13 protein-coding genes and 1 pseudogene are annotated in these 15,252 nt (G+C 72.2%); 5 read left to right on the top strand and 9 right to left on the bottom strand.

What is annotated here, in order from left to right:
* Positions 1-82: 82 nt before the first annotated feature.
* Positions 83-283, bottom strand: a complete 201-nt coding sequence (locus ACWD0F_RS42130; RefSeq protein ID WP_449887178.1) for a hypothetical protein — start codon at positions 281-283, stop codon at positions 83-85.
* Positions 284-383: 100 nt separating this feature from the next.
* On the opposite strand from ACWD0F_RS42130, the gene ACWD0F_RS42125 reads away from it, so the two are divergent.
* Positions 384-1,628 carry a cytochrome P450 gene (locus ACWD0F_RS42125; RefSeq protein ID WP_449887176.1) on the top strand — a complete coding sequence of 415 codons (1,245 nt, stop codon included), beginning with the start codon at positions 384-386 and terminating at the stop codon, positions 1,626-1,628.
* Positions 1,629-1,779: 151 nt separating this feature from the next.
* Here the strand turns inward: ACWD0F_RS42125 and ACWD0F_RS42120 are convergent, their stop codons facing one another.
* Positions 1,780-3,258: a SulP family inorganic anion transporter gene (locus ACWD0F_RS42120; protein WP_449887249.1), complete on the bottom strand. Its 1,479-nt coding sequence runs from the start codon at positions 3,256-3,258 to the stop codon at positions 1,780-1,782.
* 372 nt (positions 3,259-3,630) lie between these two features.
* Between ACWD0F_RS42120 and ACWD0F_RS42115 the strand changes: the two genes are divergently transcribed.
* On the top strand, positions 3,631-4,032 hold the full coding sequence (locus ACWD0F_RS42115; RefSeq protein WP_449887247.1) for a MerR family transcriptional regulator: 402 nt from the start codon (positions 3,631-3,633) through the stop codon (positions 4,030-4,032).
* A gap of 91 nt (positions 4,033-4,123) precedes the next feature.
* On the opposite strand, the gene ACWD0F_RS42110 is transcribed toward ACWD0F_RS42115, so the two are convergent.
* Positions 4,124-6,139: a DUF4132 domain-containing protein gene (locus ACWD0F_RS42110; RefSeq protein WP_449887174.1), complete on the bottom strand. Its 2,016-nt coding sequence runs from the start codon at positions 6,137-6,139 to the stop codon at positions 4,124-4,126.
* On the bottom strand, positions 6,097-6,381 hold the full coding sequence (locus ACWD0F_RS42105; RefSeq protein WP_449887172.1) for a hypothetical protein: 285 nt from the start codon (positions 6,379-6,381) through the stop codon (positions 6,097-6,099). The genes ACWD0F_RS42110 and ACWD0F_RS42105 overlap by 43 nt, the downstream gene beginning before the upstream one ends.
* 440 nt (positions 6,382-6,821) lie before the next feature.
* On the opposite strand from ACWD0F_RS42105, the gene ACWD0F_RS42100 reads away from it, so the two are divergent.
* On the top strand, positions 6,822-8,369 hold the full coding sequence (locus ACWD0F_RS42100) for a serine hydrolase domain-containing protein (protein WP_449887170.1): 1,548 nt from the start codon (positions 6,822-6,824) through the stop codon (positions 8,367-8,369).
* 158 nt (positions 8,370-8,527) lie between these two features.
* Positions 8,528-9,313, top strand: a complete 786-nt coding sequence (locus ACWD0F_RS42095) for a MerR family transcriptional regulator (protein ID WP_449887168.1) — start codon at positions 8,528-8,530, stop codon at positions 9,311-9,313.
* Positions 9,314-9,532: 219 nt separating this feature from the next.
* Here ACWD0F_RS42095 and ACWD0F_RS42090 read toward each other — a convergent pair.
* The 5 genes and pseudogenes from ACWD0F_RS42090 to ACWD0F_RS42070 all read right to left on the bottom strand — a co-directional run.
* Positions 9,533-10,141 (bottom strand): annotated as a pseudogene (locus ACWD0F_RS42090) (alpha/beta hydrolase); the annotation flags it as partial.
* A 64-nt stretch (positions 10,142-10,205) separates the two neighbouring features.
* Positions 10,206-10,538: an NAD-dependent epimerase/dehydratase family protein gene (locus ACWD0F_RS42085; protein ID WP_449887165.1), complete on the bottom strand. Its 333-nt coding sequence runs from the start codon at positions 10,536-10,538 to the stop codon at positions 10,206-10,208.
* Positions 10,539-10,683: 145 nt separating this feature from the next.
* The gene (locus ACWD0F_RS42080) at positions 10,684-11,256 is read right to left on the bottom strand and encodes a TetR/AcrR family transcriptional regulator (protein WP_449887162.1); all 573 of its coding nucleotides are present in this window, start codon (positions 11,254-11,256) and stop codon (positions 10,684-10,686) included.
* Between the two features lie 48 nt (positions 11,257-11,304).
* The gene (locus ACWD0F_RS42075; protein ID WP_449887159.1) at positions 11,305-12,318 is read right to left on the bottom strand and encodes a hemolysin family protein; all 1,014 of its coding nucleotides are present in this window, start codon (positions 12,316-12,318) and stop codon (positions 11,305-11,307) included.
* Positions 12,315-13,661, bottom strand: a complete 1,347-nt coding sequence (locus tag ACWD0F_RS42070) for a hemolysin family protein (RefSeq protein ID WP_449887156.1) — start codon at positions 13,659-13,661, stop codon at positions 12,315-12,317. The genes ACWD0F_RS42075 and ACWD0F_RS42070 overlap by 4 nt, the downstream gene beginning before the upstream one ends.
* 188 nt (positions 13,662-13,849) lie before the next feature.
* Between ACWD0F_RS42070 and ACWD0F_RS42065 the strand changes: the two genes are divergently transcribed.
* Positions 13,850-15,067, top strand: coding sequence for an acyltransferase family protein (locus tag ACWD0F_RS42065; RefSeq protein ID WP_449887153.1), 1,218 nt, complete (start codon positions 13,850-13,852; stop codon positions 15,065-15,067).
* Positions 15,068-15,252: the final 185 nt, after the last annotated feature.

Raw genomic sequence — 15,252 nt, 5'->3', positions numbered from 1 at the left:
CCAATCCGCCACGATCGGGATGTTATCGCCCCAGACTTCGCCCCATCCTGCGGGGCCACTTGGACGGGCCGCGCAGGCCGGGCTACTTGGAGCGGCCGCGCAGTCCGCGCAGGCCGAGGAACGCGATCACCAGGCCGATGACCAGGACGATGGGCCCGATGACGGCCCAGGTGGTGTCGCCGCTCATCACGCTGCCGCCGACGACGCCCAGCCCTTGCAGCGCCCACACGGCGCCCGCCAGAGCCAGGAGAACGCCGACGACGAGGAGGATCCATGCTTTCACTGCTTCCTCGTTTCCCGATCGGGGGTGGCGGGTCCAGGATGACAGATGAGAATGGCTGCTGACCGCGGACCCGTCGCCATGATCAGGGGCACTCTTGAACATGACCATCGAGCAGGCCGGGCTCATGCTCGCCGATCCCGCCTCCTACACCGATGAGACACGGCTGCACCAGGGGCTCGCCCTGCTGCGCCGGGAGGATCCCGTGCATCTCGTCCAGGCTCCCGGCTACCGGCCCTTCTACGCCGTCACCGGGCACGCGGACATCCTGCGGATCGAACGCGAGAACGCCCTGTGGCTCAGTGAGCCCCGTCCGCTGCTGGCGCACCGCGCGTTCGAGGAACTGGCCGGAAAACAGGCGGCGCAGGGCATCGTGCTGAAGACCCTGGTCCACATGGACGATCCGCAACACCGCGTGGTCCGCGCGATCGGCGCGGACTGGTTCCGCCCCAAGGCCATGCGGGCCATGGAGAGCCGGATCCAGGAGCTCGCCCGCCGTTTCGTCGACCGGATGGCCGACTACGGCGGCGCCTGCGACTTCGCCGGCCAGGTCGCGGTGCACTACCCGCTGTACGTGATCCTCTCGCTGCTCGGCCTGCCCGAATCCGACTTCCCGCGGATGCTCAAGCTCACCCAGGAGTTGTTCGGGGGCGAGGACGCGGAGAACCGGCGCGGCGAGAGCGTCGAGGAGCGGTTCGGCGTGCTCCTGGACTTCTTCTCCTACTTCCAGGAGCTCACGGCCGCCCGCCGCGCCCGTCCGACCGAGGACCTGGCCTCCGCCATCGCCAACGCCGTGGTCGGCGGCGAGCCCCTGAGCGACATGGACACGGCCTCCTACTACGTCATCATCGCCACCGCCGGGCATGACACCACCAGCTCCACCGTCGCGGGCGGGCTGCACGCCCTCCTGGAGCACCCCGGCGAGCTGGCCAGGCTGCGCGAGGATCCCGGCCTGCTGCCGCTCGCGGTCGACGAGATGATCCGCTGGGTCACGCCGGTCAAGGAGTTCATGCGCACGGCCGCGGTGGACACCAGCGTGCACGGCGTGCCGATCCGCGCGGGGGAGTCGGTGTTGTTGTCCTACCCGTCGGCCAACCGCGACGAGGCGGTCTTCGACGCCCCGTTCCGGTTCGACGCCGGTCGTGACCCCAACCGGCACCTCGCGTTCGGGTTCGGCGTGCACTACTGCCTGGGCGCGGCGCTGGCCAGGATGGAGCTGCGGGCCCTGTTCGCCGAGCTGCTGCCCCGCCTGGACAGGGTGGAGCTGGCCGGCCGCCCGGAATGGACGGCCACGACGTTCGTCGGCGGCATCAAGCACCTGCCGATCCGTTTCACGCTGCGCCGCTGAGGATTCTTCCGCGAGAACCTATACAAATAGGACGAAAAGCCATAATCTCGACATTGCTCCAGTCGGACAACGACTGGAGCGCCAAAGCTTGGTTCGCGGCATATTCCGCCTCTGCCCGTCGAAGGACGGCGGCGCGGGGGTTGGTGCGGCGTCAGTGGCTGCCGGACAGCTCGCCGGACAAGGTGGCGTGCATCTTGGCGCTGGCCTGGTTCAGCCCGATGATGCGCACGGTTTTGCCGCGGGTGGCGTACTTGGCCTCGACGGCGTCCAGGGCGGCCACGGAGGAGGCGTCCCAGATGTGGGCGTCGGTCAGGTCGATGACCACGTCATCGGGGTCGTCGGCGTAGTTGAACTGGGAGACCAGGTCGTTGCTGGAGGCGAAGAACAGCTCGCCGGTCACGGCGTAGACGACCGGGCCGCCGCCGGGATCGACGATGGCGGAGACCTCGGCCAGGTGCGCCACCCGGCGGGCGAAGATGACCAGGCCGGTCAGCGAGCCGACGATCACGCCGATGGCCAGGTTGTGGGTGGCGACCACTACGGCGACGGTGACGACCATGACGGTGATCTCGCCGACGGGCATGCGCTTGAGCGTGGCGGGGGCGATGGAGTGCCAGTCGAAGGTGCCGACCGAGACCAGGATCATGACGGAGACCAGGGCGGCCATCGGGATCTGCGACACCCAGGGCCCGAAAACGATGCACAAGACCATGAGCATGACGCCGGCGGTGAAGGTGGACAGGCGGGTGCGCGCGCCGTTCTTGACATTGATCATGGTCTGGCCGATCATCGCGCAGCCACCCATGCCGCCGAAGAAGCCGGTGACGATGTTGGCGACGCCCTGCCCGATCGACTCGCGGGTCTTGGAGGAGCGGGTGTCGGTGATGTCGTCCACCAGCTTGGCGGTCATCAGCGACTCCATCAGCCCGACCAGGGCGAAGGCCAGCGCGTACGGGGCGATCAGGGTGAGCGTGTCGAGGGTGAAGGGCACATCCGGCAGGCCGGGCACGGGCAGCGCGGACGGCAGCGCGCCACGGTCGCCCACGGTGGGCACGGCCAGGGCGGCGCCGACGGTGATGGCGGTCAGGGCGGCGATGGAGACCAGCGGTGCCGGTACGGCTTTGGTCAGGCGGGGGAAGAACACCATCAGCGCCAGCCCGGCGGCCACCAGCGGATACACCATCCAGGGCACGTCGACGAGTTCGGGCACCTGAGCCATGAAGATCAGGATGGCCAGGGCGTTGACGAAGCCGACCATGACGCTGCGCGGCACGAAGCGCATCAGCTTGGCCACCCCGAGCGCGCCCAGCACGATCTGGATGAGGCCGGCGAGGATGACGGCGGCGATCAGGTAGCCCAGGCCGTGCTCGCGCGTCAGCGGCGCCACGACCAGCGCGATGGCACCGGTGGCGGCGGAGATCATCGCGGGGCGGCCGCCGGCGATGGCGATGACGACCGCCATGGTGAAGGAGGCGAACAGGCCGACGCTGGGATCGACGCCGGCGATGACGGAGAACGAGATCGCCTCGGGGATGAGGGCGAGGGCGACGACCAGGCCGGACAGAATCTCGGTACGGGCCACCGAGGGTTCGAGCCAGGCAGGCCGGCCGGGCTGCGGGCGGCCCGCCAGGGTCGTGGACGGTCGGGCGGGTACGGATGAGCTGGGCAACAGACGTCCTTCAACACATGGATCGGCCCCACGGGGCCTGCGGGCAGCGCGTCACCGGCCAGGGGCACGGCGGCAGCAGACGAGGAAGCGGCCGAGCAGGCGGCCGCAGGGTGTGCCAGGGCGATGGGATGTCCGGTCTGTGCAGAGACGCCCGGCTTGATCCGTCCATCGATGACTCTACCTTAACGTTAGGGTAGGGATTCGGCGGGACCGGGTGTGGCCCCCGCGCCGCCCTACCGGCTAAGCAGTGAGGTCGTGCAAAAGATGGACGAATCGGCGCTTTCCGCCGCCGAGGGCGAAGCCGTGGCTTCGCCGGGCAGCGGTGGAGATCACATGCACATCGGGCAGGTGGCGGCGCGAACCTCGCTGTCGCTGCGGACCATCCGGCACTACGACGAGGTGGGCCTGGTGCGGCCCTCGGCGCGTAGCCAGGGCGGCTTCCGCCTCTACACCGAGGCGGACGTCGCCCGGCTGATGGTGATCCGCCGGATGAAACCGCTCGGCTTCACCCTGGAGGAGATGGGCGAACTGCTGTCCATCACCGACCGGCTCGACACCGGTGCCGCGACGGTCCTGGAGACGGCCGAGCGCGAGGCGATGCTGGCCCGACTCGGCCAGTTCGAGCAGGCCACCCATGAGCGTTGTGAAGCGTTGCGCGCGCAACTGAACAGGGCCGAGGAGTTCGCCGCCGACCTGCAGCGTCGAGCCGGCCAGATGAGCGGCGGCACTGCCTGACCGGCGCGCATGGCGGGCACGGCCGTGGCCCGGTGCGGGGCTGCGCTCGTACACGGTGCCGGCCGGCCCGGCTGCAGCGCAGTACCCCCGCCTACGGCTCCGCCGGTGAGGCCGAGTGCGCCGTGCTGGTCACCCGCGACTGCGGCTCGGGATCGGGCGCGATCGAGGTCGCCGCCACGAACAGGCTCACGTCCCGCATCGCCTCACTGAACACCAGCGCGGGCACCTCGGCCGGCGACACCGCCGCCCAGCCGCCGTCCACCAGCCGTTGGAAGCCCACCTGCCCGGTGACGGCGCGTCCGTTCGCGCCGTCCTGCACGTACTCGTGGCCGAACGACGCCCGCCATCCGCCGCCGGCCGGCACCCGCGTGGCCTCGCCCGTCTCCCCGCCCTCCCACGGGCCGAGCATCCCGGCCCGCCAGCCCCGCTGCCCGAACATCGTGTACAGCCGCCCGTAATCGACGAGCCGCCCGGCGAACCCGGCCACGTCCCCGGCCACGTCCCCGGCCGCCTTTCCGGCCGGCCGGTAGACCTCGCGCGTGGCCTGCTCGAACGGCTGCCTGACCCGCCCTGCCGCCACGGCCTCCCGCAGGCCCGCGACCTCCGCGGGCGTCGCCCGCACCGGATGCCACAACCGCACCCGCCCGGCCGGCGCGTCCAGGTCGCCCAGCGGGTTCGGGTCGCCCGTCGCGTTCGAGTCGCCCGACGGGTCCAGGTCGCCCAGCGCGGCCTGCCACGTCCCGGGCGCGATCTCGACCTCCCAAACCAGCCGCCGCGCCACGGTGGCGGCGATCGGGTGCTCGGCGATCCGCGTGCGCCACGTCTCGTACGGCCAGCAGGTCTCGTCCATGAGCGCCGTCTCCAGCGCCCCGGCCAAGGTCGTCACCTGCCGCCGCAGCACGTCCGCCAGCCCGCGCACCCGCTTGACCTCGTCGGCGTGCGCCTTGCGCACCGCCGCGGGCAGGCTCTTGAGCCGCTGGCTCCCCTGCCACCAGGTCAGCTCGAACGCGTCGTCCGCGACAGCGATCACCGCCTTGTGCGCACCCAGCGGCGCCTCCAGCCGCCCGGGGTCCGGCATGCGGAACGCCACCTCCGCCCGGTCGGCCAGCCCCGGCTCCGCCCGTACGATCATGCGGTCGAGCTGCTTGATCACACCGGCGTGCCGCGTCACCGCACGCGCCGTGCGCAGCGCCTCGATGGCCTCCGGCGTCGGATGCCGCTCGATCGCGCGGGCGATCTCGTACAGCAGCGCCTGCGACGGCAGCGTCTTGGCCGCCGTCGGCGCGACCGCTACCTGGGCCAGCACCGTGGCGAGCAGCTCAGGCAGCCACGGCTCGTCGCCGGCCAGCGCCAGCCTCACCGCCCGCCCGATCGCCGCGGTCTCCGCCGCGCCGAACGCCTTGTCCGCCTGGTACGGGATCTCGCGCGCGTGAATGGCCGTCAGCCTGGCCGCGGCGCTCTCCAGCGCAGAGCGGGCGAAGCGCGCGTACGCCGGCACGGCCGCCAGCCGCTCCCACACGCCGGGCAGCTCGGGCGGCGACCCGTACGCACGAGGCCCGACCTCGGCCAGCAGCGCCCTGTCCGCCGGATCGAGACTCAGGACCAGATCGAGCTCGGCCGCCCCCAGCGGCTCCGGCCCCACGTCCAGGGCCCCGGCCGCCACCTCGTCCAGGCCGGCCAGCCCGGCCACCGCCAGCAGCGCGTACGGCTCCTCGGTCCGCCTCTTGGCCACCATGAACGCGGTCAGCGTGCCCGCGGCCCCGGCCAGCTCGGCCACCGGCGCCCCGCCAGGACAGCGCACCAGCGCCGCGGCCGCCAGGCACAGGTTCGCCCACTTGCGCTTGGCCAGGCCGGCGACCAGCGCCTCGTACAACGCCACGCACGACTCAGGGGTGAAGACCGGCTGCCGCCGCTTGACCTCGTCCTCGACCTCGACCCGCATCGAGAAGGCCGGACCGCCGGTCCCGGCCGTTCCGTAGGCGAGCGGCAGCAGGTTCCCCAGATCGACGGCGGTCAGCGCGGCTCCGTCCGGCCACGGTTTCGGGTAGCCCGCCTCAGGGTCGGTCAGGTGGTGGTGAAGGTAGCGGCCGGTGGGGGAGAGCTGCATACGGTCAGTCCTTGATGGGTTCGTGAAGGTCGCAGATGGCCGGTCACCCGTCGCCGGGCACCGGTCACCGACCTGCGATCAGTCGCCGCCACCTGGGGCACGGTCGCGTCGTGACGGGCGGCGACGGCGTCCAGGCGCTCGGTCGTGAGCGGCTGAAAACCGCCGATCGGGAAGAAGGGCACGTAGGCGATGCCCGCCTCGGCGCAGGCGTCGACGAGCGCGTCGTCATCGCGCCTGGCCACGTTGCAGAGGTTCTGAACGCAGGCGATCGGCGCGATCTCGCGGGCTTCGGCCAGCTCGGCCGCAGGTTGGCGGGGGTCAGGCCGGTCTGCTCCGCCGCCGGCAGGGCGATGTCGGAGCCCTCGACCAGCGCCCCGACCTTGGTCACGATCACCAGGTCGTCCGGGTACGGGTGCAGCGCCTCCCGGATCAGCTCGTTGGCCGCCACCCCGTCCATCGCCGCCCAAGGCCATCGTTCCGTTGTCACGGTCACCCACTCTAGATGTCCGGGAAAGACCGCAGTTTCGGCAGCGAGCACTTTGTCCGGCTTGACCCGGTTCTTGCGTGTCGTCCAGGCGGCTATGAGCTAGATCACCGTTGAGGCTGCCCTTGGGTCAGGGTGGAAGCTCGCCGCAGCGGCAGGACGCCGGCCGCACACAACAGATTCAAGGAGCAGACCACCATGCCCATCACCCTTTCCGACCAGGACAAGAGCATCCTGCGGACTGCCGCGTACGGTGCCGTGTCGCTGATGGCCGCCGCCACCGGCTCGCCCCAGCAGGCCGCTGCGAATGCCTCCATCGCCCTGAGGTCGGCGACCGGTCTGGTCGGGCACGTGCTGGCCGCGAAGGCCAAGGACATCGAACTGAAGGGCAAGTCCGTCGCCGAGCTCGCCGACCGGGTCCTGCCGGCCCTGACCGCAGCCATGCGGCTGCTCGGCGAGCAAGCTCCGGCGGAGGCCGGCAACTTCCGCAACACCGTCCTCCTTGCCGTCGAAGCCGCCCAGGTCAGCCCGGACGATCCCGGCACCATCACGGCCGCGATGGCCCGCAAGATCACCGCCGTCCTCGACGCCGCTGAGGTGCCCCCTGCGGACTGCGCGGCTGCTGCGGGGCAGGATCGCCCGGAGTTGCAGAAGGCGATCGAGGAGATCGTCGATTCCGGTTTCGTCGGGGTGTCGCTGCGCGTGCACGATGAACGGGGCGAGTGGGCCGGCAGCGCCGGGGCGGCCGAGCTGGGCGGGGCCGCGAAGCCGTCGGTGAACGGGCATGTCCGGATCGGCAGCAACACCAAGACCTTCATCGCGACGGTGGTGCTGCGGCTGGTGGCCGAGGGCAGGGTCGGGCTGGACGCGCCGGCGGCGGACTACCTGCCCGAGTTCGGGCTGGACGGGCGGATCACGGTGCGGATGTTGTTGCAGCACACCAGCGGGGTGTTCAACTTCAGCGGCGAGGTCTACGACGACGGGACGATCGTGCCGGGGATCCCCATCCCCTACGGCGCCACGGGCGAAGAGTGGATGGACAAGCGGTTCACCATCTACCGGCCGCAGGAGCTGGTGGAGCTGGCGTTGTCCCGACCGGCGCGGTTCGAGCCGGGGACGGGCTGGAGCTATTCCAACACCAACTACGTGCTGGCCAGGCTGCTGATCGAGAAGGTCACCGGCCGCTCGGTCGCCGAGGAGATGAGGCGGCTGATCCTGGAGCCGCTCGGGCTGTCGGGCACCGTGGTGCCGGACGCCTCGCCGGAGATCCCCGAGCCGCACGCCCACGCCTACTACCGGTACGAGGACGCCGGCGAGCCGAAGACGGTCGACATCACCCGCCAGAACCCCTCCTGGATCTCCAGCGGCGGCGACATGATCTCGACCACCCAGGACCTCCACACGTTCATCTCCGCGCTGCTGGGCGGCGAGCTCCTGCCGGCCGCGCTGCTGGCCGAGATGTGCACCCCGCACCCGACGGGCATCCCGAACATGGACTACGGCCTGGGAGTGTTCGTGGTGACCACGGACGGCGGCGGCACCGTCATCTCCCACAATGGCGCCGCCGTGGGCCACGCGGCGCTCATGTACAGCACACCTGACGGCAGCAAGACCCTGACCGCCGCGCTGAACTGTGTGGACGACGCCGGCTTGTCCATCGCGGCAGCATTCCAGAACGCCCAGCGAAGGCTCCTCAACGAGGTGTTCTGCGGTGGGCGAGCCGATTCGGCTCAGCCGGCCGACTGAGCACCGGTGACCCGTACGCCTTCAGGGGCGACCCCTTCGGGTCGTGCGGCAGGTGGAACGCGAACCGGGGCCGCGCCGGGCTCAACGGCCCGGCGTGGCCCGTCCACATGCTCGGCTGTGTGTAGCCGCCGGGTTCCAGCACAAGGCAGGCTGAGCGGATGAGGAACGGAATCACGATCGGGCAGGCGGCGGCATTCGTCGGCGTCACGGTGAAGACGGTGCGGCATTATCACAAGCTCGGCCTGGTCGAGGAGCCGGAACGCGACAGCTCCGGCTATCGGCGGTACGGATCGGCCGATCTGCTGCGGCTGGTGCAGGCCCGGACGCTGGCCGCCGCCGGGGTGCCGCTGGGCGAGATAGGGTCCCTGCTCGACGCCGACGCCGAGCTGTTCGCCGCCGCGCTCGCCGACGTCGAGCGGCAGCTCACCGAACGGATCGAGGAGTTGATGGCGCGGCGTGACACGCTGCATCGGCTCGCGGACGGTGACCGGGCGCTGCTGCCCGACCGAGCTGTGGCGCTGCTGAAGCGGATGCTCGGCCTCGGATTCCCCGCGGACGAGGTGGCGGCCACCAGGGAGGGCTGGGTGCTGGCCAAGGCCCTGGTCCCCGAAGGCTTCGACGACTACCTCACCGACTTCGAGCACGCACTCGAAGACACCCGCTTCGTCGCCTTGACCAGGCGCGTGGCCGAAGCCGGGGCCTGGGACCCGGACGACCCCCGCATCGCCGAGCTCGCCACCGCCGTGGCCGGCCACTACCTCGCCGACCCGGCACTGCTGAAGACGGTGACCGGCCTGCAAGCCCGCACCGAGGCCGCGACCCGGTACACGCTGATCGCCCACCACGGCGAAGAGCAGACGCCGGCTGCGGCGCGGCTGACCGCGCTTTTCGAGGCTGAGCTCCGCGCGGCCGGCATCCACATCCCCAGACCGAACTCCCACTGACCGCGCCGTGCTCCGGTCCTTCGCCCCAGGCGACCGGCCGGGGTCTGCCCGCAGACACCGCTGGAGCGACTGCACGGCCGTAGGCCGCTGGTGCCGCCCGTGAGCGACATGCCCGGCTGAGCTCCTCCGATCAGCCGGTCCGCATCCCGTTCGCACGGCCGCGCTCACCTGGGCGGGATGGCTGAGCTGCGGATGGTGCCCCGCCCCCGCGACCACCGTCACCGGAACGCCGACGGCGTCGCCGACGAGCGGATCGAGCTCGCCGGCGACGACGTGCACCGGAACCGGGCAGGTGGCCAGCAGTTCCCGCAGGTCGGCGCGCTCGGCCCGGCGCTGCGCCCTGCTGAGCCACCGCGCCGTACGCCACGCGACCCCCGGCCGCCGCAACTGCGCCACCGCCTCCTCCAGCGCGGGCAGCGTTTGACCTGGAAGCGTCCGGCCCAGCAGGGCCGCGCCGAGCCGCCGTGCGGAAGCGGTGCGGAGCAGGGGCCCGGTGAGCACGGATGTGCGCAGGTGCCACCGGGGGCGCCGCTGAAGGAAGTAAGGGGAGACGAGGACCAGGCCGGAGACGCGTCCGGGGTGGGCGTGCGCGTACCGGAGGGCGAGCGCGCCGCCTGCCGAGTGGCCGACGAGCACCGGCCGGGTCCGCAGGGGAGCGAGGAGGGCGGTGAGCCACTCCGCAGGGTCGCCGCCCTCCCGGGCGGAGCGGCCGGGTCCACCGAGGTTCGGCCGGGCGGAGCGGCTGGGCCCACGGACGTTCGGCGGGGCGGAGCGGCCGAGGCCGGGCAGGTCCGCCACCAGGGCCGGGCCGTCCAGCTCGGGCAGCACACCGCGCCACGTCTCGGCGTTGAGCGGCAGGCCGTGCAGGAGGACGTACGCCGGAGAGACACGATCACCGGCGAGGTAGACCGGCGCTTCCGCGACCAGGTGGAACCCGCCGGCCAGCGGCGGCCGGGCGCGGCCGAAGCGCTCCGCGACGAGCCGGTCGGCCCAGTGGCGCAGCGCGTCCGTCACGGGCGGATGGCTCAGCCCGGCGGCGCCGGCCAGCGAGCGCCCGGTCGTCGGCGCCGTGCCCGCGCAGCCAGGCGCGCAGCTCGGCGCCTCGGGAGGCCGGGTCCCGGACGGTCACGGCGACCGAGCGTCCGGCGGTGAGCAGCTCCGCCGTCAGCCACCGGCCGATGAAGCCGGTCGCGCCGGCGACCAGGGTGTCGGGTCTGTCTGTCATAGGGGCTCCCTGTAGACCGATCTACATATTCGTGGCACAAAAACCCGCAGCCGCACACCGCGCCGCTGCCGAGCAACGGCCCTGCCGAGCGCCGAGCAACGCCATCGACGAGCAGCCCGCCGAACGGACCGGTCAGCGCCCCCGTTCAGGCGCCGAGCAGCACCGCCGCCGCGCGCCGGGCGCGCTCCATGGGCGCTCGGCTGCGCCGGGCGCGGGCCAGGACCAGCGCGCCCTCGATCAGGGCCAGCAGTGAGCCGGCCAGATCCCCGGCTCGCTCGGGGGCGTGCCCGTCGAGGACCAGCCGGTCCGCGAGCGCCCGCTCCCAGCCGTCGTAGACCTGCGCGCAGACCCGTTGCAGCGCGTCGTTGGTGGCCGCCACCTCCAGGGCGACCGTGGCGATCGGGCACCCCTTGGCGTAGCCGGCCTGCTCCATCCGGTCGGCGAGCGCGTCCAGCACGGCTTCGACCAGCGCCCTGGTGCTGGGGACCGAGTCCGCCAGGCTCCTGATGAGGGCGTCGATCTCCCGGCCGGACGCGGTGAGGGCCTCGGCGGTGAGCTGATCCTTGCCGCCGGGGAAATGGTGGTACAGCGAGCCTCTGGGGGCCTTGCCCGCCTCGATCACCTCGTTGAGCCCCGCGCCGAAATAGCCCCGCGCCTCGACCAGCGTGCGCGCGGCGTCGATCAGCCGCGCCCGCGTCTGGTCTCCCTTGACCGCCATGCCACGAGATTAGACCGATCTACATAATTTGTCCATCGTGCCCGTGCGTCAGGCCGGGACGAGCAGGGTGGTCAGGAGGTCGTCGAGGGCGATGAGCCCGCGTACGGTGCCGTCGGCCGTCCTGATCAGGGCGAGCTGGCTGTGCGCCGCGCGCAGCCGGGCCACCGCCTCGGCGACGGAGACGTCCGGCGGCAACACCGGCAGGTGGTAGGCGAGCTGCCCGGCGGTGGCCGGGCTGCCGCGCCGGTGGGCGAGATAGGCGTCGCGCAGGTGCACCACGCCGACCGGGCCGGTGACCGGGCCGACCGGCAGGCGGGAACGCCGGGCGCGGACCGCGACGTCGATGACCTGCCGGGGCGTGGCGTCGGCGGGCACGGTGACGATCCGATGGGGCGGCGTGAGCAGCGCGGTGATGCCGGCGTCCGGAGCCCGCAGGGCCTGGGTGAGGACGGCGTGGTCGTCGGCCTCGATGAGACCGAGCCGGCGCGACTCCTCCACCAGGTGCCGGAGCTGGACGGGGGTGCGCGGATTGCCGCCCTCCTCGCGCGGACGCACCCTGAACAGGCGCAGCAGGCCGTTGGTGACCGCGTTCAGCGCGCTGATCAGCGGGCGGACCAGCAGGGTGAAGCCGCGGAACGGCAGCGCCAGCACGGTCGCCGAGCGTTCGGGATGGGCGATGGCCCACGACTTGGGCGCCATCTCGCCGAGCACCATGTGCAGGAACGTCACGATGGCCAGCGCGATGACGAACGCCACCGTGTGCGCGGCCGTCTTGGGCAGGCCCATGGTGTGGAAGAGCGGGGCGAGGGTGCCGGCGATGAGCGGCTCGGAGACCACGCCGAGCCCGAGGGAGCAGAGCGTGATGCCGAGCTGGGCGCCGGCCAGCATCAGCGACAGCTCCTTGATGCCCGACAGCGCGGCGGCGGCGGCCTTGCTGCCGTGCGCGGCGGCCTTCTCCAGACGGTGCCGCTTGGCGGCGACGAGTGCGAACTCGGCGGCCACGAAGAAGCCGTTGCCGATCAGCAGGAGCAGGGTGAGCACCAGGCCGGTGGTCAAGCTCACGGCCGCTCCTCTGGGTCTCGGCGGAAGGGGGTGACGCGGACACGTTCGGGGACGTGCCGGTTGAGGGTCCGCACCGCGACGCGGGCGTGGGTGGGGGCGGTCGGGTCGAGGGTGGCGGGCAGCGCGACGGTGATGACGTCGCCGGGCGCGGCGAAGCGGCCCAGCCGGTGCAGGATGAGACCGGCGAGGGTGTCGTACTCGTCCTCGTCGGGCAGGTTGAGGCCGGTTCCGAGGGCGATCTCGTCGATGCGCAGGCCGGCGTCGAGCTCCCAGCCGCCGTCGCGGCGTACCGCCGTGGGGGCGTCCTGGTCGTTCTCGTCGGCGATCTCGCCGACGAGCTCCTCCGCGACGTCCTCCCAGGTGAGCAGCCCGGCCAGGCCGCCGTGCTCGTCGACCACGCAGGCGACCTCCTCGCCGCGCTCGTGCAACTGCTGGACGAGGTCGGGCAGGGAGAGGGAGAACGGCACGATGAGCACGTCCCTGGCGATGTCGGCGATCCGGGTGCCGGCCGCCTCGCCGGTCGGCACGGGCGCGACGTCGCGCAGGCTGACCAGCCCGATCACGTCGTCGATGGTCGCGCCGAGCACCGGGTAGTGGGTGTGGCCGTGCGCGGCGATCAGCTCGTCCAGGTCGGCCACGGTGGCGGTGCCGCTGACGGCGACCACCTCCACGCGCGGCACCATGACCTCCTCCGCGGTGTGGTCGGAGAACGCGAGCGCCCGCTCCAGCACGTCGGCCTGGCTGCCCGGAAGGTGCCCGTACGCCTCGGACTCGCCGATGATGTGGCCGAGCTCCTCCAGGGTGGCGCCGTGGTGCAGCTCTTCGACGGGCTCGATGCCGACGGCGCGCACCAGCTTGTTGGCCGCCGCGTCGAACAGCTTGATGATCGGGCCCGCGACCGTGAGGTAGACCAGGGTGGAGGCGGCCAGGGCGCGGGCCAGCGGCTCGGGCCGGGCCAGCGCGAGGTTCTTGGGCGCGAGCTCGCCCAGCACCATCTGGATGACGGCGGCCAGCGCGAACCCGATCGCCAGGGCCACCGCCCCGACCAGGCCCGCGGGCAGGCCGAGCGCGGTCAGCGCCGGAGCGATCAGCTCCGCCAGGGCCGGGCGGGCGATGAAGCCGACGATCAGGGCGGTGACGGTGATGCCGAGCTGCGCGCCCGACAACATGAACGACAACCGCTCCATCACCGCGACCGCCTTGGCGGCCTTCTTGTCGCCCGCGGCGGCCTGCTGGGACAGGGTCAGCCGGTCGGCGCTGACGTAGGCGAACTCCTGGGCCACGAAGTAGCCGGTGGCCGCCGTCAGCACGAAGACGGCCAGCAGGCCGAGGGCCGCGTTCATCGCGCCCACCCGTCACGAGCCCGCCCGAGGGACGGCCCGCCTGAGTCCGTGGAGAGCGACACCACCACCAAGCCTTTCCCCGTCGGCGCACCTGCTTAGGACCGTATCGGATCCGGACATGCCGGCAGCCGCGGGGACACCTCGCGTCCGGCCCGCTCCGGGATCAACACTCCGATACGTTGGGGCATATGGCGATCGCCCCCGCAGAAGCCTCCCTAACGGCTCAGAAGACGCCTTCCAGGCTCGCGTGGCTGGACGCGCTGCGCGGCATCGGCGCGCTCGCCGTCGTGGGCGAGCACCTGACGACCTGGGCCATGCCCTGGTTACGGCCCGTCTCCTTCAACCTGGGCGTGGCCGGCGTGCTGGTGTTCTTCCTGGTCAGCGGATATATCATCCCGACCTCGCTGGAACGGCACGGCGATGTGCGGGCCTTCTGGGTCGGCCGCCTGTTCCGCCTCTACCCGCTCTACCTGGCGGTCATCGGCCTGGCCCTGGCCTTGTCGTGGTGGATCCCCATCCGCGCGGAGGTGCCCAGGGACGCCGCCTCGGTGGCCGCCCACGTGACGATGCTGATGGACGTGGTCGGCGTGGGCGGCGTGCTGAACACCATGTGGACGCTGTCGTACGAGATGGTCTTCTATCTGCTGGTCGCCGCGCTGTTCGTGACCGGCGTGCGCGATCGCCGCGGCCTGCTGCCGGCCGGGTTCGGGTTGCTCGCCCTGGTCGCGGGGGTCACCCTGTCCGGGACGACGTTGTCGGGCGGGTGGCTGGCCTGGTCGTCGCTGGTGGTGTTCGCGGCCGGCCTGGCGTGCGTCGTCTCCGGACGCGCCCGGACGGCCGGCGCCTGCGTGCTGGGCGTCATGGCGCTGGCCCTGGTGCTGCTGGGCAGCGGTGTGCCGTGGTTCGGGGCGGCGATCCTCGCGGTCATGTTCACCGGCACGGCGCTGCACCGGTGGGAGCGCGGCGCGGGGCCGCTGTGGCCGGTGGCGGCGGCGGCCCTGTTCGTGATCGCGACGCCGTTGTGGGCGATCAACGCCGGATGGTGGTGGGTGCGGCCGGAGGTGTGGGGGCTGACCATCGTGCTGGCGGGCGCGACCTTCGCGAGCGCCATGGCCTGGCGCGGGCGCCGCGTGCCCGCCCTCCTGACCTGGCTGGGCGCGATCAGCTACTCCCTCTACCTGGTGCATCTGCCGATCCTGCTCATCGTCATGCGCGTGGTGGGGGAGATGCGCTGGGCGCCGCTGCCCGCGCAGCTCGGCATCGGCGTGGCCGTGCTCGGGCTGCTCCTGCCGGCGAGCTGGCTGACCTACCGGTTCATCGAGCTGCCCATGCAGCGCCTCGGCCGGCGCTGCGCCGCACGCCTCGGACCCGCTCGACCGGCTCCTCAAACCGACAGCGCGGGCTAGCGTCCAGGGCCACCGGAAAGAGCGTCCAGCCGCCGGTGCGCCGTCGGCCGGGCGGGCGGGCGAGGTCACCTGACCGGTTGCGGACACATTCGGTTCTGTCCCGAAGCAGTGGGCCGGCGGGCGTTCTCCCGCGCGCCCGGAGAAGCCGCGGTTCCCGCGTGCGGCAAGGATCGGGCGGATAAGGT

The organism is Nonomuraea sp. NPDC002799, from assembly GCF_053592075.1.
The sequence above is the reverse complement of the archived record's forward strand: the minus strand, read 5'-3'. Positions and strand labels throughout refer to the sequence as shown.

Coding starts and splice junctions, on each gene's coding strand:
- ACWD0F_RS42100 (WP_449887170.1), top strand. CDS start 6,822: ATGCCCATCACCCTTTCCGACCAGGACAAGAGCATCCTGCGGACTGCC.
- ACWD0F_RS42085 (WP_449887165.1), bottom strand. CDS start 10,538: ATGACAGACAGACCCGACACCCTGGTCGCCGGCGCGACCGGCTTCATC.
- ACWD0F_RS42095 (WP_449887168.1), top strand. CDS start 8,528: ATGAGGAACGGAATCACGATCGGGCAGGCGGCGGCATTCGTCGGCGTC.
- ACWD0F_RS42070 (WP_449887156.1), bottom strand. CDS start 13,661: ATGAACGCGGCCCTCGGCCTGCTGGCCGTCTTCGTGCTGACGGCGGCC.
- ACWD0F_RS42125 (WP_449887176.1), top strand. CDS start 384: ATGACCATCGAGCAGGCCGGGCTCATGCTCGCCGATCCCGCCTCCTAC.
- ACWD0F_RS42065 (WP_449887153.1), top strand. CDS start 13,850: ATGGCGATCGCCCCCGCAGAAGCCTCCCTAACGGCTCAGAAGACGCCT.
- ACWD0F_RS42115 (WP_449887247.1), top strand. CDS start 3,631: ATGCACATCGGGCAGGTGGCGGCGCGAACCTCGCTGTCGCTGCGGACC.
- ACWD0F_RS42110 (WP_449887174.1), bottom strand. CDS start 6,139: ATGCAGCTCTCCCCCACCGGCCGCTACCTTCACCACCACCTGACCGAC.
- ACWD0F_RS42080 (WP_449887162.1), bottom strand. CDS start 11,256: ATGGCGGTCAAGGGAGACCAGACGCGGGCGCGGCTGATCGACGCCGCG.